The following is a 25,141-nucleotide window of genomic DNA, read 5'->3' on the forward strand; positions in this document are numbered from 1 at the left end:
GACGAAGCATGATGCCGATGGAAACCCAGCAGGTACTCAGACGCGTGATCGCCTTCGCGACCGGATGGGGCTCTGATTTCGGAGGCATCAACGTATTCAGCACCCGGTTCCTTGAGCAGATGGCGTTCGCCTGCAAGGAACAGGTCACCGTGGTGTGCGTGGTTCCCACGCTTCCGTCCGAGCACGAGACCGCACGTGACGTGAAGCTGGTGCAGCTACCCTATCCGCCCGTTGGAGGCAAGTTGGACGCAGCTCATGCACGAGCCGCCGTTGAAGCGCTGGCGTCAGAGGGAATCTCCCTCGATGCTGAAGGCCTCGTCTGGCTCGGGCATGATCGTATCACGGGCGAGATCGCCTTAGAGGCTAGGGCCATCGTTGGTGGCGGTCGCACGGCCCTGATCCACCACATGAGCTACGAGCATTACGAGGCCTACGCGGAACGTTCCGAGATTGCGAACGTCAAAGGAGAGTTGCAAAGAAAGCTGTTTGCGGAGGCGGACGTGCGCATGGCGGTCGGTCCTCTGCTCCGGGACGCGCTCGAGGACCTCGTCCCCAACACTCCCGTCACGATGCTGGTGCCGGGGTTGGACGAACTTGCGTTCTTTCCCGCACCGAAGCGGTTCGTCGCGTTCATGAGCGGAAGATTTAGCGCGGACGCGGCAAAAATCAAGCAGGGACACCTAGGGGTAGCCGCTTTCGCTGAGGCGCATCGACGCGCCTCGTCCGAACCCCTGCTTCCTGAACTGTTGAAGAACCAGCCACAGTTGATCATGCGAGGGGTCGATATCGAGCCGGAGCGGCCGCCGACCTCGGCTACGGACGTCGAATACTGGGCGGAGTTTGCCGAAGCGTACGCGGATCGTGTGGTCACGATACACGCTCTTCCTTACACCACCCGTCGGAAAGACCTCCTTGATCAGCTCGCCAGAGCCACCGTAGCGCTCATGCCCTCGTGGCATGAGGGGTTCGGCCTTGCCGGCTGGGAGGCTGTGGCGGCGGGCGTTCCACTGATTGTGAGCAAGCAAAGCGGGCTTTTTCGCTTCCTCGAAGAGGAGAGCGCCGGAGGTTGGCTCAATTGGGTGTACCCTGTGGACGTGCAGGGCAGCTTGAAGGAGCCCTTCTTCCACGCGAATGACCTCAACAATGTCAGCGAACGCCTGATCGAAATCGCCAGGGATCCTGACGCGGCCCGCAGCAAGGCCGCCCGGCTTCGCGAAGCACTATCCGCGTACACGTGGAAACGCTGTGTCGACTCGGCGCTGGAGGGACTCGGATGGGCTAACGTCGAGGTTCCAATCGCGGAAAACAATTCCTCGACCGCGGCTCTCGTCGAAGCGACAGCCACGCCCGCGCCGAGCACCTCACCGCTTGACCTTCCCCAATCCCGTTGGCAGCCGGGCAGCGGACTGGCGGACAGTCAGCTGCTACGAGCGGAAGAGGCCGCGGTGGCATTTGACCCAGCACGTGAACCGGACGTTGGGCAGCTGGTCGACTGGGCGCACAATCCCGAGTATCCGCAGGCGCTCCGCCTCCTCACCGCAAGCGGGGGCGCGGGGAAAACCCGGCTCGCGCTGGAGCTGTGCGCGCGGATGACGAATCGGGGGTGGCATTGTGGCATGTTGCGCTCTGATATCGGGCCAGCCAACGCCGCGAATGCCTGGCTCGACTTGGCGGCACGTAACCAGCCCGTCCTGGCGGTGTTCGACTACGCCGAGACGAGGCAGGAGACGCTGCTCGCATTTCTCCGGGCCATGTTGAATGCTCGTCGCACGAAGGTTGTGTCGCCGGTACGCATCCTCCTCCTGGCACGCGACGGGGGCGAGTGGTGGGACCGGCTTTCGTCTCGTGATTCGACCGTGGAGCCATTCCTAGGCGGGTATGCGACCTCGGGGCCCGTCGCGCTTCTCCCGCTCCACCGAGAGAAGGAGGCTCGCGGTTTAGCGTTCCAGGCGGCTCTGGACGCCTACGCGACCAGGATGGGCATCGCGGAGATGCCGGATCTGAATGTGGATCTGTCGGGTGAACACTTCGAACGTCCACTGTACATCCAGATAGCCGCGTTGCTCGCCCTGCGCGGCGAGAGACCCGCGAGCGCAGAGGGATTGACCAAGGCGTTGCTCCACCACGAGCGCCGCTACTGGGCACGGCTCCTCCAGGAAGGCCTAGGTAGCACGAGCACGAAAGAGTTAGACGACCGACATGCGGCCGAGTTGATGACGCTCGCCACCCTCGCGGGCGGATTCATCCGTCCCGCGGATGCACGAAAGGTGTGGGAGGCTTGGGATGGCTCCATCGGCCGTAACCTGACCGCTGGGGAACAGCGGTTGCTCTTCGAGCGCTTAGCTTCACTTTACCCGGGGCAGCAGGGATTGCAGCCGCTGCGGCCCGATCTCCTCGGCGAAGCATTGGTAGCCTACTCGTTGCTCCAGCGCAGTGGCGAGCGTCTGTTCGACGCACTCCTGGACCCCGCCAGAGGCACTGCCCACCGTCGCGGCGCGCTCACCGTGGTCGCGCGTCTGAGCAATCATCGCCCGGACATCGAAAGCGCCGTGGTGCAGAGTCTCACCCGGAAATTTGTTCCATGCGCCACCGATCTGGTGAATGTCGCCACGCAAAGCGATAGCCTTTTGCCTAAGTGGGCGGAGCAGGCGTTCACGCGCTTGTCGCCTCCGAGTCGTGCACAGGTCGTAGGTGTGCTGCTCCCGTTGATGAAAGATGAATCTGTACAACTGGCACAGTTGGCCTGCGCCGTGTCGGAAGCGGAGGTAGAGAAGATCAAAGTGAAGCTCCAGAGAAAGCCACAGGATTGGGAACTGCGTGCCGACCTGGCACGTGCATTGGTGAGGCTTTCGATCAAGTTGGCAAGAGCGGGCAGATCCGGACTCCTCCCTGGAAAGCAGAGCGTTCAACTGTCTGAAGAGCTAGCAAGTCAAAAACCGGGCAGGTTCGAACCTGACCTAGCACGTTCGCTTGGCGTCTATGCCAATCGCCTTGCGGAACACGGCGAGGTCGCCGAGGCACTAGCGTACGATCGGAAGGCGCTGGCGATCCGCGAACGACTGGCGGCGAAGGACGCGGATTATGAAACTGAGTTGGCAGCCTGCCTGAGCAACTACGGCATCCGCCTCGGAGAGAGCGGCGAGGCTGCCGAGGCACTCGCGCATCATCGAAAGGCACTGGACATCCACAAACGCTTGGCGTCCAAGAACCCGACTCAGTTCGAGCCTGACTTGGGGTCGTTGCTGAGCAACTACGCCGCCCGCCTGTCGGAGAGCGGCCAAGTTGCCGAGGCACTTGCGTTTGATCACAGTGCGTTGGAGATCCACGAACGGCTGGCAGCTAAGAACCCTGATCGGTTTGAGCCTGAACTGGCGAGATCGTTCAGCAACTACGCTATCCACCTCTCAGAGAGCGGCCGGCTTGTGGAGGCTCTTACGTACGATCGAAGGGCCCTGGAGATCCGCAGGCGGCTTGCGGCGAAGAACCCGGATCGGTTTGAGCATGACCTAGCGTTCTCATTGCACAACGTTGCTATGCGACTCTCAGAGAACGGCACCGCGGCCGATGCATTAATCCACGCTGTAGCGGCATTGCAGATTCGGGAAAGATTGGCTGCCGGCAAGCCTCTCCGCTACGCAGAGGATGCTTACATCTCTTTGTTAAATGTGCAGTGGCTGAAGTGGCTGGCGTCCGATGGAACCGCAGAAGGAGCGGACGATCTACCGTCTCCGGATCCGCGGTGGTGTAAGCCGCATCGGCTACCACTGTTGGAGGTCTATCGCGAGTGGCTGCAAGCCTGCAATGCTACTGATCAGTCGGATCGGGCAGTGGCACTTGCAAACATTTTGGAAGCGGCAGAGTCACTTAGTACTCCCGAATTCAGGAGCTCAGAGGCATATTGGCTCTGCGCTGCCGCGTGGTGCGAGAAATTCGCTCCCGGTGCGGCACATTGGGTGCGCTGGAGCCGGTGGAGGGTCTTCTGGTCAGACTTCCTCTCGCAGCGTGGCGGGAAGTTGCCGTGGTGGATGACCGCTGTCGCAGAGAGGATGGGCTTCCGGTGGCCTCCCGCTGAAGCTCCGTTAATATAGGTAGCAGGTCAATCTACAGCGGGAGAAGCCGGATTGGCGACAGGCTAGCGCCGGCTTCCCCTCCGGGATGCCCGCTCTCGCGTTCAGAGACAATACAGACGGAGAGTGCGGCTCGATTATTGTCTCTAGTCGGATTCAATCTATTCGACCGGAAAAGGCTTCGTACGTTCGCAGCAAGCCACCACGGAGCCGCCCGTGAAGCTCGAGCCCGTCACCCTCGAAGGCACGCACGTCCGCCTGGTGCCGCTCACCCGCGAGCACCTCCCGGCGCTCTGGGAGGTCGCGCGCGACGAGGAGCTGTGGCGCTGGACGTGGAACGCCGTGCGCACCGAGGCCGACCTGGAGCGCTACGTAGACGCCGCGCTACGCATGCGCGACGCGGGCACGGCGCTCACCTTCGCCACCACCGAAGCAACCAGCGGCCGGGTGATCGGGAGCACGCGGTTCGCCAGCATCGAGCCGCCGCACCCGCGCGTGGAGATCGGGTGGACGTGGATCGGGCGGCCGTGGCAGCGCACCCCCGCCAACACCGAAGCCAAGCTCCTGATGCTCCGCCACGCCTTCGAGACGCTCGGCTGCCTGCGCGTGGAACTCAAGACGGATGCACTGAACGAGCGCTCTCGAAACGCCATGCTCCGCATCGGCGCGCGCGAAGAAGGGATTTTCCGCAAGCACGGCGTCACCGAGAGCGGCCGCGTGCGCGACACCGCGTGGTACAGCATCGTGGACGACGATTGGCCCGCCGTCCAGGCGCGCCTCCTTGGCATGCTCGCCCGCCCCTACCCGACCCCATGACCCTGCATCGAACCGTCATCGCAGTCGCGGCGCTCGCGCTGGGCGCCTGCGCACCCGCACGCCCCGCGCTCGCACCCGCCCCCGTCCGTGCGCCGATCGCCGCCGCGCTCGACTCCATCTTCGGCGACACGCTCTTCGCCCGCGCCGGGTGGGGGGTGATGTTCCGCTCGCTGGAAACGGGCGAGACGCTCTACCGTCGCAACGCGGAAAAGTTCTTCATCCCCGCCTCCAATCAAAAGATCGTGACCGGCGCATTCGCGCTGGAGACGCTGGGGCCCGACTTCCGCTACCGCACGCCGGTGGAGGCGGAGGGCCCGGTGCGCGACGGCGTGCTGGCCGGCAACCTGGTGGTGCGTGGGAGCGGCGACCCCACGATCTCGGCGCGCTTCGGAGGGGTGCGCCCACTCTTCCGCGCCTGGGCGGACTCGCTGCGGGCGCGGGGCATTACGCGCATCACCGGCGCGGTGGTGGGCAACGACGACGTCTTCGACGACGTGCCGCTGGGCCGCGGCTGGGCGTGGGACGACCTGGACGCGTCGTACTCGGCCGAGGTCGGCGGGCTGCAGCTCAACGAGGGGTACGTCACCGTGCGCGTGGCCCCCGGCCCTCGCCCCGGCGCACCCGCCGTCGTCACCCTCGATCCCGCCACGGCGTACCTCCCCGTCACCGTGAACGCGACGACCGGCGCATCCGGCTCCGCGCGCGACGTGGAAGCGACGCGCGCCCCGCTCGGCCCCGGCATCGTCGTCACCGGCACCGCACCGCCCGACTCCACGCCGGAGGAGCTCGAGGTGGCGGTGCGCGACAACACGCTCTTCTTCGCCCACGTGCTGCGCGAGGCGCTGATCGAGGCGGGGATCCGCGTGGACGGCCCCGCGCTGGATGACGACGCGCGCCCCGACACCGCGCGCCGCCCCGCCACACCGATCTTCGTCCAAACCTCCCCGCCGATGCCGGAGGTGCTGGCCGCCTTCCTGAAGCCGAGCCAGAATCAGTACGGCGAGATCCTGCTGAAGACGATGGGCGGCCGCATCCGCAACGCCGGCACCGCGCAGGCCGGGCTCGCCGTGGAGGACTCCCTGGCGCGCGCATGGCAGCTCCCGCGTGGCGGCTTCCGCCCGGCGGACGGCAGCGGCCTGTCGCGCTACAACCTGATCGCCCCCGAGCACCTCATCGCGCTCCTGGAGCGGATGACGCGCAGCCCCAACTACGCCGTCTTCTACGCCGCCATGCCCGTCGCCGGCGTCGACGGCACCCTGCGCAACCGGATGAAGGGGACGCCGCTCGCGGGGAACGTGCACGCCAAGACGGGCACCCTCTCGGGCGTGCGCTCCCTGAGCGGCTACTTCACCACCGCCGCGGGCGAGCGCATGGTCTTCTCCATTCTGGTCAACAACCACACCCTCTCCGCCGCCGCCGCCGACCGCCTCTCCGAAGCGGCGCTGCTGCGCGTGTACAACCACCCGCGTACGGGCGCGGCCACGACCACGGCTCCATGAGCCTGTCGCCCTGCCGGGAGTGCGGTGCGCTGGTGAGCCAGGCCGCGGCCGCGTGCCCCCACTGCGGCGTACCGTTCCCCGTGACGGCCGCGCGGGTGCCGCCCCTGCCGCGCGAACGGGGCCGGAGTGGGGTGCAACTGCTGATCGGCACCGCCGCCATCCTGCTCGTGGGCATCTTTCTCGGGATGGTGCTGATGGGTCGCGGCACGGCCGATCCAGAAGCATGGGAGGACGAGGTCTTCGCTCCTCCGGCATCACCCGTCACCACGCCGGGCCTCTACCAGTACGGAGCCATCGCCATCGGCAGGGAGGGAGCCTACGGAGTGAGTTGGAACGCTCCCCTGCCTGAGCAGGCCCAGGGGCGTGCACTGGAGGAGTGCTACCCGGGCGAGAGCTGCCGGGTCGTGCTGTTCATCGCGGGCCCAATGTGCGGCGCATATGCACAGGGGCGCACGTCGTACGGAAGCGGCCTGGCAGCATCGCGCACAGAGGCCGAGGAGCGCGCGCTCGCCGAGTGCGGCCGCAACGGCGCACGGTCCTGCAGCATTCGCGCGTGGATGTGCAACTCGCAGCCGTAGGCTCGCCGGCCCTAAGCTGCACTAATCCCAGCATCTTGAGGAGGGAGTGGGGGACTACGCACCCTGGCGAGGAACCTGCGGGAGCGGCCGCGCCAGCGTGAACTCGTTCGGAGCACCAGAGCCGTTAGAGCTTGGGGTACTGGGGGGAGTCTGACGAATCGTAAGCTTTCCGTTCAGGGTACCACTTCAATCACGAGGTGTGGACCAGGGGCGGAGCGTGTGTATGGGAACGCCGGCTAACCGGATCGATTTCGAAGAGCGGGACATGGTCCTGCGCGTCCCCCGTGAGCTGATGGGGCGCGAAGAGGTGTCGCATTTCCTCGAGTTTTTAGAGCTTGAGTCGATCCGTGGGCGAAGCGAGCTTACGGAGGACGATGCGGCGGCGATTGCGGACGATGTGGATCGTGCGGTCTGGGACCGGCTCCGTCACCGTTTGGAAGAGCGTTGATGGCTGCTGAACGGGTCGTCGTCGATACGAACATCCTCTTCTCGATCTTGCTGCGGCGCGAGAGCCCCAGGCGAACACCCTGCTGGGGCAGGGATACGACTTCTACGTTTGCGAGTGCGTCTTCATAGAGTTGTTCAAGCACAAGGAGAAGATCGTACGGCTGAGCCATCTACCGAAGACGAGGTGTTGCGCTTGCTCCACTCTCTTCTCGATCCCCCTCCGGCTGGTCGATAATTGCGAGATACATTAGTTTACCACGCGCTCCGGCTCGGACCGTGGCGTTCCCCCTGCCGCGGCTCCAGACGCGGGCCTGGCCTGATCCCCCCCCCGAAGCTCCCGATGTCCTTTATCACAAGATTTCAGCAAGGCAGGCGCACTCCGTCTGTTGCCGTGCTCCTCGTGCTCCTTTTGGCGGCGGCATCGGCGTGCCGCGACGGGGCGGGGTCGGGCGACGGCCGGGCGCCGGTGCTCAGCTCCATCTCGCCGGACACGGCGACCGCGGGGCGTGCGGACGTGGCTTTCTCCGTGCGCGGGAGTGGCTTCGGCAGGGAGAGCGTGGTCAACTGGAACTCCACCCCGCTGCCCACCACCTTCGTCAATAAGAAGGAGCTGCGTGCCACCGTCCCGCAGGCGCAGCTCTCGGAGGGCGGACAAGTTTCCATCACCGTGGCGTCCACGACGCCGGGGGGCGGCACCTCCGGGCAGGCATGGTTCACCGTGCGCCAACCCGCACCCGTCATCGTCTCGCTCTCCGCCGACACCTTCAACCTCGCGCAGTTGAGCGGGGAGATCACCATCGAGGGAAGCGGGTTCACGCGGGCGACGGTTGTCCGGTGGAACGGGGTGGTGCAGACCGCAACGTACCAGAGCCCTACCCGCCTGGCCGTGACGCTCAACGCCAACGGGGTGGCGCCGGGGATCACGTCGCTTGAGGTGAGCAATCCGACGCCGGGGGGCGGCACCGCGGCCGCCACGTTCACCGTGTACAGCCCCGTGCCGGTCATCGCGGTACTCCCCAGCAGCGGCGCCACGGCCTTGCGGCCTGGCTTCTCGCTGTGGGTGCACGGGCGCGACTTCGTGCAGGGCGCCCGGGTGCTGTGGAACGGCGCCGAGCGGCCGGCGACGTACGTCAGCCCTACCCGTCTGCAGGTGTCCGTCTCGAGCGCGGACGTGGCGGCGGCGGGAGGGATCACGCTTTCCGTCGTCAATCCGGGGCCGGGGAACCGGGTGTCCAACACGGCGACGGTGGTCGTGCGCCTCGCAGGTTCCACCTCGGCCGTCGTGCAGCGCCTGCGCATCGAGGCGAGCGACCTCGCGTGGGACGCGGCGAGGGGACTGCTCTACCTGTCGATCCCGAGCACCGGCGGAGCCCTCGCCAACAGCGTGGTGGCGGTGGACCCGATGACTCTACAGGTGACGCGGAGTGTGTTCGTGGGGAGCGACCCGGGGCGGGTCGCCCGCTCGGACGACGGGCAGTACCTGTACGTGGGGCTCAACGGGGCGAACGCCGTGCGGCGGGTCGACCTGGGCACCTTCACCGCGGGGCTGCAGTGGTCGCTCCCCGCGGGGCAGATCGCCGGTGACATGGAGGTGGCGCCCGGCCAGGCCAACACGGTCGCGGTGTCGCGCTACCGCCCCCGCTTCAGCCCGCTGCTGGACGGGGTGACGGTGTACGATGCGGGAGTCGCCCGCCCCAATTCCTCGCCGGGGCACACGGGCGCCTCGCGCATCGAGTTCTCCGACTCGGCTTCGGTTCTGTACGGCTCCGACCTCGACCAGAGCACGTTCTACACCCTCGCGGTGGACGCGAGCGGCGCCCGGCACCTAAACGCGACGCCGGACATGATCCATCCTCTCTACAGCGACATCGTGCGCGGGCCTGGGCGGATCTACTCCACCGACGGCTCCGTGATCGACGCGGACCGGAGGGTGAGGCTGGGGACCCTGGAACGGGGGCTGTCGTTGGCCGTGGACCCCGCGCTCGGAAGGGTCTTCGTGCTGCGTGACCCGATTCCCACCGGCAACGGGATCGCCGTGTACGACCTGAACACCTTTCAGCTCCTGGGCACGGTCCTCGTCTCGAACCTCGCGTTCCACCACCCGGCCGCGCGCAGCGCCCGGCTGCTGCGCTGGGGGCGTGACGGGCTGGCCTTCCTGGATCAGGACGAGCTGGTCATCATCCGCACCCCCATCGCCGCTCCCTGACGAACCGCGATGCAACCAAAAGAGCCACGGAGATGAGGGCCTCTCCGTGGCTCTTCTGCGTTTCCGGTTCACTCAATCCGCGGCGGGCGCCAGCTCCACGCGGTTGCGGAGGGAGTCGTCGGCGCGGCGGAAGGTGGCGTGGAAGTCGGGGTCGGCGTCCTCCAGGCGCTGTGCATCCGCCAGCCACCCCGGCGCGGCGGGTGCCTGTGCGGATACACTGAGCGCCGCGGCCAGCGTGGCCGCGGGGATGGCGAGGGGGAGGTGTCGCATGGATGGGGTCCGGGGAGGATGGTGCGGCGACGAATCCTAGTCGCCACTCACCCGTTCTCCAACGACGATCTTCCGCTAAGCCACGGCGCACCACTTCCTGAACGGAGCGCCCCACCCGCACCTGCGCCTTCCCACCAATCGTGTGGCGCGTAGTGAAGGAGACGGACTCTCCCACTCGCACTGCCCTATCCCATGTTCGGAAGCATGGTCGTGGAGGATCGCACGATCACGCCTCTGTCGCCACACGATCCCGGCACGCACGGCCGACGGAACATGGGGCGGATCCCAACGTCCCGGCGGAGCCCGTTTCCTTCACTCCGCGCCAGAGTGCGGTGTGGACACGGGCATTGGGCGGCGCTCCGTTCAGGAAGTGGTGGAATGGCACCGCGTTTGCTGCGGTTCGGCGCACCTGAGCACCGCTCCGAACAGCTTCGTGACCGCCCCGCCCCAACCGGGCGTGGCGGCGATCCGCAACCCCTTCAACCGAGGCGTGGCAATGCATCGACTCACAAGAAGCGCCGCCGGTCTCCTCGCCGTGATGGCGGCCGGCAGCGTCCTGGCCCAACCGTCCGCCGCGCAGCTGCGGCAGACCACCGGCCCGGTGCGCATCTCGTACGAGCAGTACAAGCTGCCCAACGGGCTGAACGTCATCCTGTCGCGGGACCCCTCCGCGCCGGTGGTGGCGGTGAACGTGTGGTACCACGTGGGCTCGGCCAACGAGGCGGCGGGGCGCACCGGCTTCGCCCACCTCTTCGAGCACATGATGTTCCAGGGCTCGCAGAACATCGGCGACGACGCGCACTTCAAGATGGTGCAGGAGGCGGGCGGCACCCTCAACGGCTCCACCAACCCGGACCGCACCAACTACTACGAGGCGGTTCCCTCCAACTTCCTGGAGCGCGCGCTCTGGCTGGAGGCGGACCGGATGGGCTTTCTGCTCCCCGCCATGACGCAGCAGAAGCTGGACAACCAGCGCAGCGTGGTGCAGAACGAGCGGCGGCAGAGCTACGAGAACCAGCCGTACGGCCTGGCGCCCGAGACGATCGCCGCCGCGCTGTACCCGGAGGGGCACCCGTACTCGTGGACCACCATCGGCAGCCTCAAGGACCTGAACGCGGCCGCGATGGAGGACGTGCAGGGCTTCTTCCGCAGCTACTACACCCCGAACAACGCGTCGCTGGCGGTGGTGGGCGACTTCGACCCGGCGCAGGCGCGGCAGTGGATCGCGAAGTACTTCGGCGACCTCCCCCGCGGTCCGGCGGTCACCCGGCCGCGCCCCACGCTCACGCCGCTCACGGCGGAGAAGCGGCTGACGCTGCCTGACCGCGTGCAGATTCCGCGGCTGTACATGGCGTGGCACTCCCCCGCGCGCTACGCGCCGGGCGATGCGGAGATGTCGATGCTGGGCTTCGTGCTGGCGGGCGGCAGGAACTCGCGCCTCTACAAGCGCCTGGTGTACCAGGACCAGGTCGCCACGACGGTCTTTGGAGGGCAGGGCCCGCGCTCGCTGAACGGGCAGTTCCAGCTCACGGTGCAGCCCAAGCCGGGCGTCGACCTCGCCCGCATCGAGCGCGCGGTGGACGAGGAGATCGCCCGCATCAAGGCCGAGCCGCCCACCGCCCGCGAGCTTGAGCGGGCGCGCACCGCGCTGGAGAGCGGCTTGATCCAGCAGTACGAGTCGGTGCTCAACCGGGCCGACGCGCTGAACCAGTGCTACACCTTCGCCGGCAACCCGGGGTGCGTGGACGACCTGATGAGGCGCATCACCGCCGTCACGCCGCGCGGGGTGCAGGACGCGGCGCGCCGGTACCTCGGCACGGGCCGCGTGGTGCTGAGCGTGGTTCCCCAGGCCCAGACTCCAACCCCGGCGTCGGAGGCGACCCGATAATGATGATGAAGAGGATTACCGTCGCGGCACTGATCGCGCTCGCTCCGGCGGCCGGTGCCCAGACGCTCGACCGTAAGGTGGTGCCGCCGGCCGGCCCCGCGCCGGAGGTCGTGTTCCCGGCCGTGCAGCAGCGCACGCTGAGCAACGGCCTGCGCGTGTACGTGGTGGAGCGCCGCAACGTTCCGCTGGTGACGATGCGGCTGGTGGTGGACGCGGGCTCCGCCGCCGACCCCGCCGGGCGCGGCGGCCTGGCCGCCCTCACCGCCGAGATGCTGGACGAGGGGACGACGTCGCGTACCTCGCTGCAGCTGGCGGACGAGCTGGAGCTGCTGGGCGCGGACATCTCCACTGGCGGCGGCTACGACGTGGCCACCGTGCAGCTCAACACCCTGTCGCGCAACGTGCGCCCGGCGCTGGGCATCCTGGCGGACGTGGTGGCGCGCCCCGCCTTCGCCACCACCGAACTGGAGCGGGTGCGCGGGCAGCGGCTTACGGCGCTCATGCAGCAGCAGGACCAGCCGGTGACGCTCGCCAACCGCGAGTTCGCCATGCGCGTCTTTGGCGGCGAGCACCCGTACGGCCGGCCGGTGGAGGGGACGCCGGCCACGCTGCGCCAGTTCTCGCCGCAGGACCTGCGCACGTTCCACCAGCAGTACTACCGCCCCGCCAACGCGCGCCTCATCGTGGTGGGCGACGTGCGCACGGCCGAGCTGATCCCGCAGCTCAACACCGCCTTCGCGGCGTGGACGGGCGGCACGGCGCAGCAGGTGCGCTACCCCGCGGCTCCGCAGCCGCAGCCGGCCACGCGCGTGTACCTGATCGACAAGCCGGGCGCCGCGCAGAGCGAGGTGCGAATCGGGCACGTGGGGGTGGCGCGCAATCATCCCGACCACTTCCCGCTCCTGGTGCTCAACTCGGTGCTCGGTGGTCAGTTCACCAGCCGCATCAACCTCAACCTGCGCGAGAACAAGGGCTACACGTACGGCGCGCGCAGCGGTTGGACGCAGCGGCGCGAGCCGGGCGCCTTCACCGCGCAAGCCGGGGTGCAGACGCCGGTGACGAAGGAGTCGCTGGTGGAGTTCATGCGCGAACTGGAGGAGATCCGCGGCCCGCGCCCGGTGACGGATGAGGAGCTGGAGTTCGCCAAGGCGTCGCTGGTGCGCTCGGAGCCGCTGCGCTCCGAGACCAACGCCCAGATCGCGGCGCGGCTGGAGGAGCTGGTGCTGTACGGGCTGCCGCTGGACTACTACTCGTCGTACAACCAGCGCATCCAGGCCGTGACCCGCGAGGACGTGCAGCGGGTGGCGCAGCGGTACCTGACGCCGGACAAGTTCGCCGTCGTCATCGTAGGCGACCGATCCAAGGTGGAGACCGGCCTGCGCGAGCTGCCGTATCCCGTGGAGATCGTCCAGACCTCCAACGAGCGCTGATGCCGTAACGGCGGGGCTCACACGGAGACACGGAGGCACAGAGAGGAGGTTCACTCTGTGCCTCCGTGTTCTCTGGCGGCGACGTGTTACGCGGACCTGGGCGCGGCGCTGAACGAAGGCGTTGCGCTACCGCCGCTCCGATACAAGGTTGCGCTCTCCACCAGAAGTCTCCTCGCACATCATCCGCGAATGAAGCTCCGCATCCTTCTCGCCGCCTGCGCGTTCTGGACCCTCTTCGGCCCGCCGGTGCGTCCGGCGGCCGCACAGCAGCCGGGCCAGACGCTGCGCGCCTTTCGGTCCGACCAGGAGTTCGCCGAGTACTACCGCCGCATGGCGCGCGAGCACCGGCGGCGCATCGAGAGGCACCCGCCTCCTCCTCCGGCACCGCCCCCTCCTCCCCCGGTGGCGGTCCCGATGCCCGAGCCTGTGCCAGGGGCACCGGCACCGGCACCGGCACCCGCCGCGGCCCCGCCGGCGGCGGGCGAGTCGATCACCAACGTGCAGCACGCGGGGGTGGACGAGGGCGGCATCGTGAAGACGCACGGCGACCACCTGGTGATCCTCCGCCGCGGGCGCATCTTCACGGTGCGCTTCGGCGGCGATGCGCTGCAGCCCGTGGCGGCCGTGGACGCGTTCGGCCCGGGGATCGATCCGCGGAGCTCGTGGTACGACGAGCTCCTGGTGTCCGACACCCTGGTGGCGGTCATCGGCTACAGCTACCGGCGCGGCGGCACCGAGGTGGGGCTCTTTCGCATCGACGCGGCGGGCGGCCTGGCGCATCGCGGCACCTACCAGCTCCGCTCGTTCGACTACTACTCGCCCAGCAACTACGCCAGCCGGCTGGTGAACGGAAAGCTGGTCTTCTACGCTCCCATCGACGTGGACGTGGACGAGGAGGACCCCTTCGCCTCTTTTCCCGCCGTGCGCCGCTGGGGAGGCGCCGACAGCACCTTCCGGCGCACCGCCCGGGCCACGCGGGTGTACCGCCCCGCGGGCCCGGTGAGCTTCGAAGACGAGCCGGTGATGCACACCGTGACCGTGTGCGACCCCGCGGGCACCGAGATGCGCTGCGAATCCACCGCCCTGCTCGGGCCCCAGGCGAGCGAGTTCTACGTCTCGCCGCGGGCGGTGTACGTGTGGGCGACGCAGGAGCCGGGGTGGGACGCAAAGGAGGACGCTCCCTCGCGCTCCGTGCTCTACCGGATGCCGCTCGACGGAACGGCGCCCACGGGTGTGCGGGTGACCGGCGCGCCGGATGACCAGTTCTCCTTTCTGGAGAGCGGCGACGGCCACCTGAACGTGCTGGTGCACGACGCCGCGCTCCGGGGAACGAACGCGGCCCCGCAGCCCCTGTCGCTCCTCCGCATTCCGCTCGCCTCGTTCGGCGACGGGAGCCGGGCGGCGCCCGTCGCGGCGTACCGCCCACTCCTGGTGCCGGAGCGGCGTGGGAGCTTCGAGAACCGGTACGTCGGCTCCTGGCTCCTGTACGGAACGGGGAACGGTGTGGGGGGGCCGCGCTCCGCCGGCGGCGCGGCCGTCTTCGCCGTGCGCTGGGGCGCGAGGGACAGCGTGGTCGTCCTCCCCGTGCCGCACGGGGTGGACCGCATCGAGGCGATGGGGACGGGCGCCGTCGTGGTGGGGAGCGACAGCCGCGGCGACCTGCACTTCAGCGGGGTGCGCCTGGGCACGACCGCGGCGCTCGCGGACCGCTACACCCGCTCCAGCGCGTCGCAGGGGGAGACCAGGAGCCACGGCTTCTTCTACCGCCCGGACGCCGAGGAGTCGGGGCTGCTGGGGCTCCCCATCCGCGGCGCCGGGGCGTCCGGCTACGACCAGCTTCGCCACGGCTCCGCGTCGGTGCTCTTCCTGCGCAACCGCGCCTTCCGCTTCACCGAGCTGGGCGACCTGGCCGCACGCTCCTCCAACGAGGACGACGGGTGCCGCGTGTCGTGCGTGGACTGGTACGGCAACGCGCGCCCCATCTTTCTGCGGGGCCGCATCTTCGCGCTGCTGGGCTACGAGCTGGTGGAGGGGGCGGAGGCCGGCGGGCGCATCCGCGAAGTCCGCCGCGTGAGCTACGCGCCGCGCCCCGCGCAGATGACCGGCCTGTGGGACTACGACGAGACCGTGGGCCGCGAGGGGGACCGCTACCGCTGCCGCAGCCAGGGGACGTACAGATTTACGCAGGAGGGCGCCACACTCGGCGTCACGTTCGAGCAGACCGGCCAGTGCACCATGGACGGGCGCACGATCGACAACTCCGGGCGGGGGAGCGGGACGGGAACCGTGCGGGGGACCGCCGTATCGCTGAATCTGTCCGGGTGCCGCCCCACCGCCGTCCTTACCGGGCCCGACCGCATGGAGGGCACCTTCTCCTGCCCCGTCCGCCTTCCCGACGGCCAGCAGGTGACGGCGAACGGGAGGTGGACGGCGCGGCGGCGGTAGGTCGCCCTTAAAAGCGCCTCACACAGAGGCACAGAGGGGAACGGAAAGCAAAGAAGAAAATTCTTCTCTCTGTGTCTTTCCGTTCCCTCCTTCCGTTCTCTGTGTGAGGCTGTTCATGACCTGCGCTCACCGCCTGCGGCCCCGCGTTTGCTACTCTTCGCGGGATTGGGGAGCGAGACGCCACGGGACACGCGGAGGATGGCATGGCGCTGGGACTGCTGCGGCGGCGAAACCGGCTGCTGGGGGAGCGCGAGCTGGAGCTGCGCGCCCGCGAGCGCGAGCTGCTGGACCGCCTCTCGACCGCGCTGGGACGCTTCGGCACCGACGTGGACGCCGACGACATGCGCCACTTCAACCAGGCGCGTGAGGCGCTCTCCTCCTTCTTCCTCCTGGTGATCGCGGGCGAGTTCAACTCGGGGAAGAGCTCCTTCATCAACGCCCTCCTCGGCGAGAAGATACTTCCCGAAGGCGTCACCCCCACCACCGACCGCATCAACCTCCTGCGCCACGGCGACGAGCCGAGCGAGGAGATGGTGGAGGCGTACCTCCTGGAGCGGCGCCACCCCGCCGAGATCCTGCGCGACCTCAACATCGTCGACACGCCGGGGACCAACGCCGTCATCCGCGAGCACGAGGAGCTCACGCGCGACTTCGTGCCCCGGTCGGACCTCGTGCTCTTCGTGACCTCCGCGGACCGCCCCTTTACGGAAAGCGAGCGAGGCTTCCTGGAGCAGATCCGCACCTGGGGGAAGAAGATCGTCTTCATCCTCAACAAGATCGACCTGCTGCAGGACCCCATGGACAGGCGGCAGGTGACCACCTTCGTCAGCGAGAACGCGGAGCGGCTGCTGGGCGAGGCGCCGCTGGTGCTTGCCGTCTCCGCGCGGCAGGCCAAGGAAGCGCGCGAGCAGAACGACGATGCGCTGTGGAAGACGAGCGGCTTCGCGGCGGTGGACGACTACCTGCTCAACACGCTGGACCAGGAGGAGCGCGTGCGGCTGAAGCTCCTCAACCCGCTCAACGTGGGGCTCACCCTGGCGCGGAAGTACAAGGAGACCGCCTTCGACCGGCTCAAGATGCTGGCCGAGGACGTCTCCACGCTCCAGAACATCGACACGCAGCTCGCCGCATTCCACCAGGAGATGCTGCGCGACTTCGAGCCGCGGCTGGGGCGGATGGATGCGCTCCTTTCCGAGATGGAGGTGCGCGGCCTCAACTTCTTCGACGAGCGCATCCGCTTCGGCCGCATTCGCGAGCTGATGAACAGCGAAGCCATCCGCCGCGACTTCGAGCGCGACGTGGTGGGCGACACCCCGCGCGACATCGACGACGAGGTGGGGCGCGTGATCGACTGGATCGTGGAGCGCAACCTCAAGCTGTGGCAGGACATCAGCGGCTACATCGACCGCCGCCAGATCGCCCGCCACCGCGAGGGGATGATCGGTGAGGTGACCGGCAACTTCTCCTACAACCGCCAGGCGCTGCTGGACTCCATCGGCCGCGCCTCGCGCGAGGCGGTTGGCACTTACAACCGTGAAGCGGAGGGCCGCAAGCTGGCCGACGAGGTGCGCTCCTCGTCCGGCACCACCATGTTCGCCGGCGCGGGGATGGGCCTCGGCGTGCTGATGACCGCGCTCCTCTCCGGCGCCGTGGCGGACGTGACGGGCGTCGTGCTGGCCACTACGCTGGCGGCCACGGGTCTGTACGTGATCCCCGCGCGCCGTCGCCAGGCCAAAGCCGAGTTCGCGCAAAAGATCTCCGACCTGCGCACCCGCCTGCGCGACGCCCTCACGCGGCAGGTGCACGGCGCCATCAGCGACAGCACCGAGCGCGTCAACGAGAGCATCGCCCCCTACCGCCGCTTCGTGCAGGTGCAGCAGGACCAGCTCAACGAAGCCCGCGACGAGCTCGTGACCTCCGAGGACGCCCTGCTGCGGTTGCGCGCGGAGATCGAAGGGAAGCGGTAGGGCACCGCCGCGCGCGGGCGCAGGAAAGAATACACTTCCATGTCGCGGCCAAGACAATTATCTTGGCCGCGACACGTTTGTGTGCTCGTGGAAAACCAGGGGTGCGTATGGTCGCGGATGCGGAGGAACCCCGGCTGTCGGATGCGCGCGCTCGCGAACGGCGGTTCGAGGATCTGCTCGAGCAGGCGCTCGCGTCGGCCGGGTGGACGGTGGAACGCGCGGCGGGGAAGCCGGAACAGGTGGACTTCATGTTTCGTGAGAGCGCGGAGTCTCCGTGGTGCGTAGTCGAGATCAAGGCGGGAGCGGAGGGGCGAAGCGACCGCCTCATTCCGCTCTGGGCACAGGCGTGTCTACAGGCGTCGTACCGGCGGGGCACGGGGCGGCCGCTGGCAGTGGTGGCGGCCCCAAAGATCTCTGCGAAAGCGGCGGATGCGGTCCTGGAGTTCGCCTCCATATACGCTCCCGACACGGCCGCGGGCGTGATCGACTTCGCGGGGTTGCTACGCTTCCACGGTGAGGGCCTCGAAACGCTCAACGCCGATCCTGACGAAGTACGCGCGAGCGGCCGCGTAGCCGTTGCCTCGCACGCGGACCTCTTCTCCGATCTCAACCAGTGGCTGCTGAAGGTGTTGCTCGCGCCCGAGCTACCGGAAGATCTCCTGACGGCACCCCGCGGCCGTTGTCGGAATGCATCCGAGCTGGCGAAGGCGGCACGTGTATCGGCGTCGGTGGCCTACCGTTTCACCCGGCAACTGGTCCACGAGGGCCACATGGACGAGTCCGCGCGCTATCTGCGGCTGGTTCGGCGGCAGCCGCTGTTCGAGCGGTGGCTCCACTCCGCGTCCCGGCCCGGCCGGGAACTGCCGGTTCGCGTGCTGATCGGGGACCCGCGCAAGGAAGCCGCACGCCTGACGCGGGAGGGCGAGGGGTGTCTTGGGCTCTTCGCCGCCGCGGACGCGCTCCACCTGGGGTTCGTGCACGGCGTTCCACCCCATGTTTACGTGCAGCGCGACCCGTTCGGAGGCGGAGCGGCTCGGCAGAACGCGGTTCCGGCCGAGCGGCACGAGGCGCCCACGTTGATCCTGCGTGAGCGGCCGGCGGGGAGCTCGGTATTTCGGGGGATGGTGGAGAGGGACGGCGTGTGGGTCAGCGATGCCATCCAGGTGTGGCTCGACGTTTCCTTGCACCCCTCGCGCGGCTCCGAGCAGGCGGAGGTGATCCGCCGCCGCGTCCTGGAGCCGCTGATCTCAGGGCCGGAGGAAGGATGAGCGAGGTGGACTCCTTTGCGCGGCTCGTGGATGCGCTGCGCCCCTGGCTCAGGCACCTGGTGATCGTGGGCGGCTGGTCGCACCGCCTGCACCGTCTGCATGAGTTGGCGGGCACCCCGCCGTACTCTCCGCTGATGACGCTCGACGCGGATCTGGCATTCTCGGGACGTTCCCCGCTCACGGGCGACATACGTGAAGCCCTGCGCGCCGCCAACTTCCGGGAGGCGTTCCGCGGCGACCATACCCCGCCGGTAGTCTACTACCGGCTCGGCGACGAGGAGGACCAGGGGTTCTACGCGGAGTTCCTCACCCCGTTGTACGGCGGAGGAGTACGCCGCGACGGCACCCCGGATGCCACCCTCCGGAAGGCCGGAATTGCGGCGCAGAAGCTTCGGCACGTGGATCTGCTCCTGGCCGAGCCCTGGTCGGTGCACCTGGGCGCCGAGGCGCCGGTCCCGCTCGATCCGCCCGTAGATCTCTCGATCGCGAATCCGGTGAGCTTCATCGCACAGAAGCTCCTGATCCGAAGCAAGCGCTCAGCCGACAAACAGGCGCAGGACGCGCTGTACATCCACGACACGCTCGAGCTTTTCGGAAGCGAACTCGTCACACTGCGCGACCTCTGGACCGGCTCGCTTCTCCAGACGCTGCCGCCGAAACTCGGGCGAAGCGTCGCACAAATGGCGGCGAAACAGTTCGGCGCCGTGGACGACGTCATCCGGTCGGCCGCGCGCATCCCCGCCGATCGAAACCTCCGCCCCGACCGATTGCAGCAACTCTGCTCCTTCGGTCTGGAGGCGATCTTCGGCCGCCCCCGCTGATGCCGTAGGGGCGCGATTCATCGCGCCCGCCCTCACCCCTTCTCGACCTCTGCGCGACGCACGGATCTCGTAGCGGCCGCCCCACGTGGCTGCCCGCCCCGCAACGCCCCCCGCCGCCCGCACCGACGCACGCAAACCGCCCCTCCCCCAGGTAGTTATTGGGGGAGGGGCCGTGAGGTGACGAGCGGGGGTGGGGGCCCTACCGCGCCAGTATCTCCTCGAACAGCGCCAGCGCGCGCGGGTCCTTTGACTGGCCCAGCCAAAAGATCGCCGTGCGGCGCAGCTCGGGGTCGCGGTGCGTGCGGGCGATGCGGATCAAGGCGGGCACCGCCTCGTTGTTGGGGCGCTGAGAGAGGGCGAAGACGGCCTGCTTGCGCACACCCTGGTCACCGGCCGCATCCACGATCTCCTGAAGGCCACGGGTGGCGGATTCGCTCGCCTCCTGGCTCAGCCAGAACACCGCGCTCTGCCGCGTGTCGCGCGGAATGCTTTCGCGCCGCGCGATCCGCAGCAGCACCGGCCACGACACCGCCCCTTCCGCGAGCGTAGCGGCGAAGATCAGGTCCTTGCCCACGCCGCCGTTCGGGGTGCGTTCCGCCAGCGACAGCAGGTACGCCGACGCTTCGCGCGGGTCCAGCGTACCCAGATCCGTGACGCGCCCGCCGCGCGCCTGGAACGGGTATGCCACACGGGTGCGGACGTCGCTGACCCGGCCGTCGCGCTTCACCAGCGTCACGCGCACCGGTCCCTTCAGGCACTCCATCTCACCGGGCCTGCTCCAGTTCCCATTGTTCACGGTGCGGGTGCCCTCGGTCACCACCTGGCTTCCGCGGAAGGAGATTCCTTCCTGCCACCCACACACGTCTGGCTTCGCGGCGAAGGAGATGCGCACCTCGCCGTCGGGGGCGGCGTCCACACGACGGGCGACCGCGTCCTGGGCGTGCGCGCTCCCGGCGGCGAGGACGAGCGCGGCCGCGATCACGTTCGGTCGCTTCATGAGTCGATGATCTCCGCGAGGGTTTGCGCCGCCCGGGGGTCGCGAGACTGGCCGAGCCAGAAGATCGCCCTCGTCCGCAGCTGCCGGTCGGGATCCCGCCGGGCGATGGCGATCAGCTTGTCGATGGCCGGGCCGTCGCCCCGCTGGGACAGGACGAAGATGGCCTGGTCCTTCAACCTGCGGTCCTGCAGCGCGTCGTAGGCACCGACCAGCTCGGACGTGGCGATGCGGGTCTGCCCCGCCCAGAAGAGCGCCTGCTTGCGCAGCTCGAACCCCTCGGAAGCGTCGCCTGCCAGGCTCAGCAGCCAGCGCTCGTTGCCCGGGGACTGGGCCAACGCGGTCAGCATGTTGTTCTTGAGCGCGGGCTCCACCCGCCCAAACAGCCCGCGCAGGTACGACGCGCTCTCCGCCGTGCCGCGCTGCCCGATCCAGAAGATCGCCTTCTCCCGCATGCTTCGCGGGTTGCCGCTATCCTCGGCGAAGGCGCGCAGCACGGCGAACGCTCGGGGATTGCCGTGCTGCGAAAGGGCGAAGATCGCCTTCTCGCGCACGCGGGGGTCGTCAGAGGTTTGCAGGATCTCCTCGATGAAGCGCAGCGACTGCTCGCTCCTGGACTGCGACAACCAGAACACCGCCTGCTCCCGCACCTTTGCGCTGGGATCGGTGCGGGCCACGCGCATCAGGGTGGCCTCGGCGGCGGGCGTCCCCTTGCTCGACACCAGGAACACCGCCTTCTCGCGGAGCCCGGGGGAGCATTCGTCGCGGCGTGCCAGTACCCGCTCCAGGATGGGGAGGGCGCGCTCCGCATCCATCTGAAGGAGGGCGTTGAGCGCGGCCACCTGCGTGTCCTGGTCGCCGCACGGGCCGCCGGAGCGGGTGGCGCGCGTGGCGGTGCGCTCCACCTGGCGCGCGGCGCCCTCGTCGCCGCGCCGCGCCAGCTCGCCGCGGATGCGGGTGGCCAGTTCGTCGGCGTCGCGGCGGGTGGCGGCGCGGGGGTGGCGCGTGCGCTGCGCCTCCAGGGCGCCCAGGGCGGTGCGCAGCTCGGCGGGCGAGCCGGTGCGGTAGCGGGAGAACGCCTCCCAGTACAGCGCGTCCGGCGTGTAGCGCGAGGTGGGGTGCTCCTGCCGGATGCGCTGGAAGAGGCGCGCGGCGGCGGAGTACTCGCGGCGGTTGAGGGCCTCGCGGGCGGCGCGGTACAGCTCGTTGGCCGGGTCCTGCTGCCAGCGCGCGGCCGGAGGCAGCTCGGGGCCCGCCATCGCCAGCACCGTCCCGCCCGCCAGCTGCTGCGCGGGGAGTGGCGCGGTGGCGAGTGCGGCCAGGGCCGCGGCCAGCAAGGGTGTACGGATCATCACGATTCTCCCAGAGTGGTTGAAGCCGCGGGTGGGACCACGGCGCGCATGCGGGGGAGTACGCCGCTCTCGTCGATGGCGTCGCGCGCGAGGTCGACCTCGGCGCGGTCGCTGCGGAGCTGGGAGATCTGCACCAGCACCAGCTCCAGGTCCTGGAGGAGGCGCTGGAGCCGCGGGTCGTCCGCGGCGGGGGAGTCCAGCAGCAGCCGGGTGTTCGACAGCAGGTCGTCCGCCCAGTGCGTCACCAGCGCCTGCGTCTGCGCGTCCGCCGACGAATGCTGAAAGGAGGTGAGGAGCGCCCGCGAACGGCTCAGGTGCTCCACCGCCGCCACGTGATACGGGTCCGTGCGCGGCGAGGGGGCGGTGGTCGCCACCTCCGCCGGCGCGGATGCGGGGGGAAGCGTCCGCCCGATGCCGATTCCCAGCGCCAGCACGGCCGCCAGCCCGATCACCCAGCGCAGCGGCGGGCGGACGCGGCGGCGGGCGGCCAGCTCGTCCGCGGGCGCCAGCTCAACCCGCGGGTGCCCGATGCGCGCCGCCACCTCCGGCCAGAGCGGGCGCGCGGGCGGCGTGTCGCGCAGGGCGGCGGCGTGCAGCGTCACGCGGCGCAGCTCGCCCAGCACCCGGCGGCAGCCCAGGCATTCGCGCAGGTGGGCGTCCAGCTCCGCGCGCTCGGCGGTGGCGAGCTCGTCGTCCAGGTACTCGGAAAGGCGGTCGGTCCAGGGGTCTTGCATCGTTTTATCCTTCAGGTCAGGTGCTCGCGGAGGATCATCCGGGCCCGGTGAAGCTGGCTCTTGGACGTCCCCACGCTCACGTTCAGCATCTCGGCGATTTCCTCGTGCCGGTAACCTTCCACGTCAAAGAGCACGAAGATCTGCCGTGCCCCGTCCGGGAGGTGCTTGATCGCCCTCTCGAAGTCCATCTTCAGCTCCGGCGCGGCGGGGCGGCAGGCGATCGTCTCCAGCGCTTCCGCCCCACCGTCGCGCCCGTGCCGAACGCTTCGCGACGTCCGCCGCGCCAGGATCAGGTTCACCGCGAGCCGGTGGAGCCAGGTGCCGAACGCCGCCTCGCCGCGAAAGGTGCGCAGCTTCTCCCAGGCGCGGACGAAGACGTCCTGCGTCACCTCGTCGGCGTCGTCGTCGCCGATCATGCGGCACGCCAGCGTGTGCACGCGCGCCACGTGGTCGCGGTACAGCCGCCCGAAGGCGTGGGCGTCGCCCGCCGCGGCGAGCGCGGGGTCGCCGGTGGGCGGGGGGTGCAGTTCCTGGATCAGCGGAGTGGCTCCGGGTCGTCGACGTCCGTTCCTGCTCGCATATGGTTGGACATCAGGATGGCTCGCAAGGTTGGAAGCGCCGTTTCCGGGCCTGCCGCCGGGAGCGGCGCGCGTGTATCTTTGGCGCCACACACTCCCGTCCTTGCTACGATGTCGCTCCCCGAAATTCTTCGCGACCTGGACCTCCTCGTCCGCTCGCGCCATCCGCTGGTCCTGCTGGACTCGGCCGAGGAAGACCGCGCCGGCGCGCTGCTCCGCGAGCTTTCCGCGGCGATGGGGCTGCCGCTCTTCACCTGGTCGCTGTCGCGCGGCATCCGGCGCGACGGCGGCGATGCGGTCGCGCGTCCCGATGCCGCCCGGCCCGCCCCGCGCGCGGAGCCCGATCGCGACCCGATGGTGACGGGCGGCTGGTCCACCTTTTCGCGCGGGCAGGTGCCGCTGGATGCCTTCCGCCGCACGGAGCCGCACCCCGAGCGCGCCGGCGGCACGCCATACGACACCACGCACCCGGTGCAGGCGCTGCACCACGTGGAGCTGGCGGACGTCGCCGCGCTCTACCACTTCACCGGCCTGGGCGCGCACCTGGGCGACCCGCTCGTCGCCGCCAAGCTGCGCGACGCCGCCGGCCTGCTCCAGCGGCGAGGCGGCACGCTCTTCGTCACCGGCGTGGGCGTGGAGCTGCCGGATGCGCTGCGCCCCATCGCCTCCACCGTGCGCCTTCCGCTCCCCACGCCGGCCGAGTACCGCCGCGTGCTGCGCGAGGTGGTGACGGAGCTTTCCGCCGCCCGCCCGCTCCAGGTGACCCTCACGCAGGAAGAGGTGACGCGGCTGCTGAACGCCATGCGCGGGATGGGCATCGGCGAGGCGCGCAAGGCGCTCACCCGCGCGATCCTGGAGGACGGCTCCCTTTCGTCCGGCGACATCCCGGCCGTGCTGCGCGCCAAGGCCGAGGCGGTGGCGCGCGAGGGGCTGCTTGAGTTCGTGCCGGTGGGCGAGGAGGAGGGCGCGGGAGGGGTGGCCGGGCTGGGCGGGCTCAAAGCGTGGCTGGCCAAGCGCGCGCGCGTCCTCAGCGATCCCGCGCGCGCGGCGCAGCTGGGGCTCGCCTTTCCGCGCGGCGTGCTCCTGCTGGGGGTGCCCGGGTGCGGCAAGAGCCTGAGCGCGCGCATGGTGGCCCGCGAGTGGGGCCTCCCCCTGCTGCGCATGGACCCGGGCGCGCTGTACGACAAGTACGTCGGCGAGAGCGAGCGCAACTTCCGCCGCGCCCTGCAGGCCGCGGAGAAGCTGGCGCCCGCGGTGCTCTGGATCGACGAGATCGAGAAGGCGTTCCAGGGCGGCGGCGACGCGGACGGCGGCGTCTCCACGCGCATCCTGGGGAGCTTCCTCTCGTGGATGCAGGACCGCCCGGCGCACGTCTTCGTGGTCGCCACCGCCAACGACGTCGCCCGCCTCCCGCCCGAGCTGCTGCGCAAGGGGCGCTTCGACGAGCTCTTCTTCGTGGACCTCCCCGACCCCGAGGCGCGCCGCGAGATCTTCGCCGTGCACCTGCGCAGGCGCCGCCAGGATCCCGCCGCCTTCGACCTCGCCGCCCTCGCGGAGGCCGCCGACGGATTCAGCGGCGCCGAGATCGAGGAGGCGGTGGTCTCGTCGCTCTACAACGCGCTGGCCGCCGACGGCACCGTCACCACCGCCGCGCTGCGCGGCGAGATCGCGGCCACCCGCCCCCTCTCCCGCATCCGCGCCGAAGACGTGGCCCGCCTGCGCGCCTGGGCCCGCGACCGCACCGTGTCCGCCGCGTGACCCCTGCCGTTCCGTTCGGCCGG

18 protein-coding genes are annotated in these 25,141 nt (G+C 69.3%); 13 read left to right on the plus strand and 5 right to left on the minus strand.

The features are described from left to right. The first annotated feature begins 8 nt into the window (after nucleotides 1-8). The 6 genes from VF584_07135 to VF584_07160 all read left to right on the plus strand — a co-directional run bounded on the left by VF584_07135 (nucleotide 9) and on the right by VF584_07160 (nucleotide 9,613). The gene (locus VF584_07135; protein HEX8209943.1) at nucleotides 9-4,088 is read left to right on the plus strand and encodes a tetratricopeptide repeat protein; all 4,080 of its coding nucleotides are present in this window, start codon (nucleotides 9-11) and stop codon (nucleotides 4,086-4,088) included. A gap of 195 nt (nucleotides 4,089-4,283) precedes the next feature. Then, on the plus strand, nucleotides 4,284-4,883 hold the full coding sequence (locus tag VF584_07140) for a GNAT family protein (GenBank protein ID HEX8209944.1): 600 nt from the start codon (nucleotides 4,284-4,286) through the stop codon (nucleotides 4,881-4,883). Then, a complete protein-coding gene (gene dacB, locus VF584_07145) occupies nucleotides 4,880-6,382 on the plus strand; it encodes a D-alanyl-D-alanine carboxypeptidase/D-alanyl-D-alanine-endopeptidase (protein ID HEX8209945.1) in 1,503 nt (500 codons plus the stop codon). The genes VF584_07140 and dacB overlap by 4 nt, the downstream gene beginning before the upstream one ends. A gap of 131 nt (nucleotides 6,383-6,513) precedes the next feature. Beyond that, nucleotides 6,514-6,960 (plus strand): DUF4189 domain-containing protein, encoded by a 447-nt coding sequence (locus VF584_07150; GenBank protein ID HEX8209946.1) that lies wholly within the window; start codon nucleotides 6,514-6,516, stop codon nucleotides 6,958-6,960. Nucleotides 6,961-7,183: 223 nt separating this feature from the next. Next, entirely contained in the window at nucleotides 7,184-7,408 is a 225-nt protein-coding gene (locus VF584_07155; protein ID HEX8209947.1) for a hypothetical protein, read from the plus strand. A gap of 399 nt (nucleotides 7,409-7,807) precedes the next feature. Beyond that, nucleotides 7,808-9,613 carry an IPT/TIG domain-containing protein gene (locus tag VF584_07160; GenBank protein ID HEX8209948.1) on the plus strand — a complete coding sequence of 602 codons (1,806 nt, stop codon included), beginning with the start codon at nucleotides 7,808-7,810 and terminating at the stop codon, nucleotides 9,611-9,613. 72 nt (nucleotides 9,614-9,685) lie between these two features. On the opposite strand, the gene VF584_07165 is transcribed toward VF584_07160, so the two are convergent. Continuing rightward, nucleotides 9,686-9,883, minus strand: coding sequence for a hypothetical protein (locus VF584_07165; GenBank protein ID HEX8209949.1), 198 nt, complete (start codon nucleotides 9,881-9,883; stop codon nucleotides 9,686-9,688). Nucleotides 9,884-10,379: 496 nt separating this feature from the next. Between VF584_07165 and VF584_07170 the strand changes: the two genes are divergently transcribed. The 6 genes from VF584_07170 to VF584_07195 all read left to right on the plus strand — a co-directional run bounded on the left by VF584_07170 (nucleotide 10,380) and on the right by VF584_07195 (nucleotide 19,702). Beyond that, on the plus strand, nucleotides 10,380-11,771 hold the full coding sequence (locus VF584_07170) for a pitrilysin family protein (protein ID HEX8209950.1): 1,392 nt from the start codon (nucleotides 10,380-10,382) through the stop codon (nucleotides 11,769-11,771). Nucleotides 11,772-11,776: 5 nt separating this feature from the next. After that, nucleotides 11,777-13,201 carry a pitrilysin family protein gene (locus VF584_07175; protein HEX8209951.1) on the plus strand — a complete coding sequence of 475 codons (1,425 nt, stop codon included), beginning with the start codon at nucleotides 11,777-11,779 and terminating at the stop codon, nucleotides 13,199-13,201. Between the two features lie 189 nt (nucleotides 13,202-13,390). Next, a complete protein-coding gene (locus VF584_07180; GenBank protein ID HEX8209952.1) occupies nucleotides 13,391-15,646 on the plus strand; it encodes a beta-propeller domain-containing protein in 2,256 nt (751 codons plus the stop codon). Between the two features lie 203 nt (nucleotides 15,647-15,849). Next, nucleotides 15,850-17,613 carry a dynamin family protein gene (locus tag VF584_07185; GenBank protein ID HEX8209953.1) on the plus strand — a complete coding sequence of 588 codons (1,764 nt, stop codon included), beginning with the start codon at nucleotides 15,850-15,852 and terminating at the stop codon, nucleotides 17,611-17,613. A gap of 101 nt (nucleotides 17,614-17,714) precedes the next feature. Next, nucleotides 17,715-18,881: a hypothetical protein gene (locus VF584_07190; protein ID HEX8209954.1), complete on the plus strand. Its 1,167-nt coding sequence runs from the start codon at nucleotides 17,715-17,717 to the stop codon at nucleotides 18,879-18,881. Beyond that, nucleotides 18,878-19,702, plus strand: coding sequence for a GSU2403 family nucleotidyltransferase fold protein (locus VF584_07195; GenBank protein ID HEX8209955.1), 825 nt, complete (start codon nucleotides 18,878-18,880; stop codon nucleotides 19,700-19,702). The genes VF584_07190 and VF584_07195 overlap by 4 nt, the downstream gene beginning before the upstream one ends. A 199-nt stretch (nucleotides 19,703-19,901) precedes the next feature. Here VF584_07195 and VF584_07200 read toward each other — a convergent pair whose 3' ends face one another. From VF584_07200 to VF584_07215, 4 genes are read right to left on the minus strand one after another with little or no spacing between them, the layout of a single operon-like run. Continuing rightward, complete coding sequence (locus VF584_07200) at nucleotides 19,902-20,699, minus strand: HEAT repeat domain-containing protein (protein ID HEX8209956.1); 798 nt, start codon at nucleotides 20,697-20,699, stop codon at nucleotides 19,902-19,904. After that, the gene (locus tag VF584_07205; protein ID HEX8209957.1) at nucleotides 20,696-22,048 is read right to left on the minus strand and encodes a HEAT repeat domain-containing protein; all 1,353 of its coding nucleotides are present in this window, start codon (nucleotides 22,046-22,048) and stop codon (nucleotides 20,696-20,698) included. The genes VF584_07200 and VF584_07205 overlap by 4 nt, the downstream gene beginning before the upstream one ends. Further along, nucleotides 22,048-22,782, minus strand: a complete 735-nt coding sequence (locus VF584_07210; GenBank protein ID HEX8209958.1) for a zf-HC2 domain-containing protein — start codon at nucleotides 22,780-22,782, stop codon at nucleotides 22,048-22,050. The genes VF584_07205 and VF584_07210 overlap by 1 nt, the downstream gene beginning before the upstream one ends. Nucleotides 22,783-22,793: 11 nt before the next feature. Next, the gene (locus VF584_07215) at nucleotides 22,794-23,453 is read right to left on the minus strand and encodes an RNA polymerase sigma factor (GenBank protein ID HEX8209959.1); all 660 of its coding nucleotides are present in this window, start codon (nucleotides 23,451-23,453) and stop codon (nucleotides 22,794-22,796) included. An 18-nt stretch (nucleotides 23,454-23,471) separates the two neighbouring features. On the opposite strand from VF584_07215, the gene VF584_07220 reads away from it, so the two are divergent. Continuing rightward, nucleotides 23,472-25,118, plus strand: a complete 1,647-nt coding sequence (locus tag VF584_07220; GenBank protein HEX8209960.1) for an AAA family ATPase — start codon at nucleotides 23,472-23,474, stop codon at nucleotides 25,116-25,118. Nucleotides 25,119-25,141 lie beyond the last annotated feature (23 nt).

This window comes from Longimicrobium sp. (assembly GCA_036389135.1).
Classification (GTDB): domain Bacteria; phylum Gemmatimonadota; class Gemmatimonadetes; order Longimicrobiales; family Longimicrobiaceae; genus Longimicrobium.

Coding starts and splice junctions, on each gene's coding strand:
- VF584_07135 (HEX8209943.1), top strand. CDS start 9: ATGATGCCGATGGAAACCCAGCAGGTACTCAGACGCGTGATCGCCTTC.
- dacB (HEX8209945.1), top strand. CDS start 4,880: ATGACCCTGCATCGAACCGTCATCGCAGTCGCGGCGCTCGCGCTGGGC.
- VF584_07155 (HEX8209947.1), top strand. CDS start 7,184: ATGGGAACGCCGGCTAACCGGATCGATTTCGAAGAGCGGGACATGGTC.
- VF584_07165 (HEX8209949.1), bottom strand. CDS start 9,883: ATGCGACACCTCCCCCTCGCCATCCCCGCGGCCACGCTGGCCGCGGCG.
- VF584_07170 (HEX8209950.1), top strand. CDS start 10,380: ATGCATCGACTCACAAGAAGCGCCGCCGGTCTCCTCGCCGTGATGGCG.
- VF584_07175 (HEX8209951.1), top strand. CDS start 11,777: ATGAAGAGGATTACCGTCGCGGCACTGATCGCGCTCGCTCCGGCGGCC.
- VF584_07180 (HEX8209952.1), top strand. CDS start 13,391: ATGAAGCTCCGCATCCTTCTCGCCGCCTGCGCGTTCTGGACCCTCTTC.
- VF584_07185 (HEX8209953.1), top strand. CDS start 15,850: ATGGCGCTGGGACTGCTGCGGCGGCGAAACCGGCTGCTGGGGGAGCGC.
- VF584_07195 (HEX8209955.1), top strand. CDS start 18,878: ATGAGCGAGGTGGACTCCTTTGCGCGGCTCGTGGATGCGCTGCGCCCC.
- VF584_07200 (HEX8209956.1), bottom strand. CDS start 20,699: ATGAAGCGACCGAACGTGATCGCGGCCGCGCTCGTCCTCGCCGCCGGG.
- VF584_07205 (HEX8209957.1), bottom strand. CDS start 22,048: ATGATCCGTACACCCTTGCTGGCCGCGGCCCTGGCCGCACTCGCCACC.
- VF584_07210 (HEX8209958.1), bottom strand. CDS start 22,782: ATGCAAGACCCCTGGACCGACCGCCTTTCCGAGTACCTGGACGACGAG.
- VF584_07220 (HEX8209960.1), top strand. CDS start 23,472: ATGTCGCTCCCCGAAATTCTTCGCGACCTGGACCTCCTCGTCCGCTCG.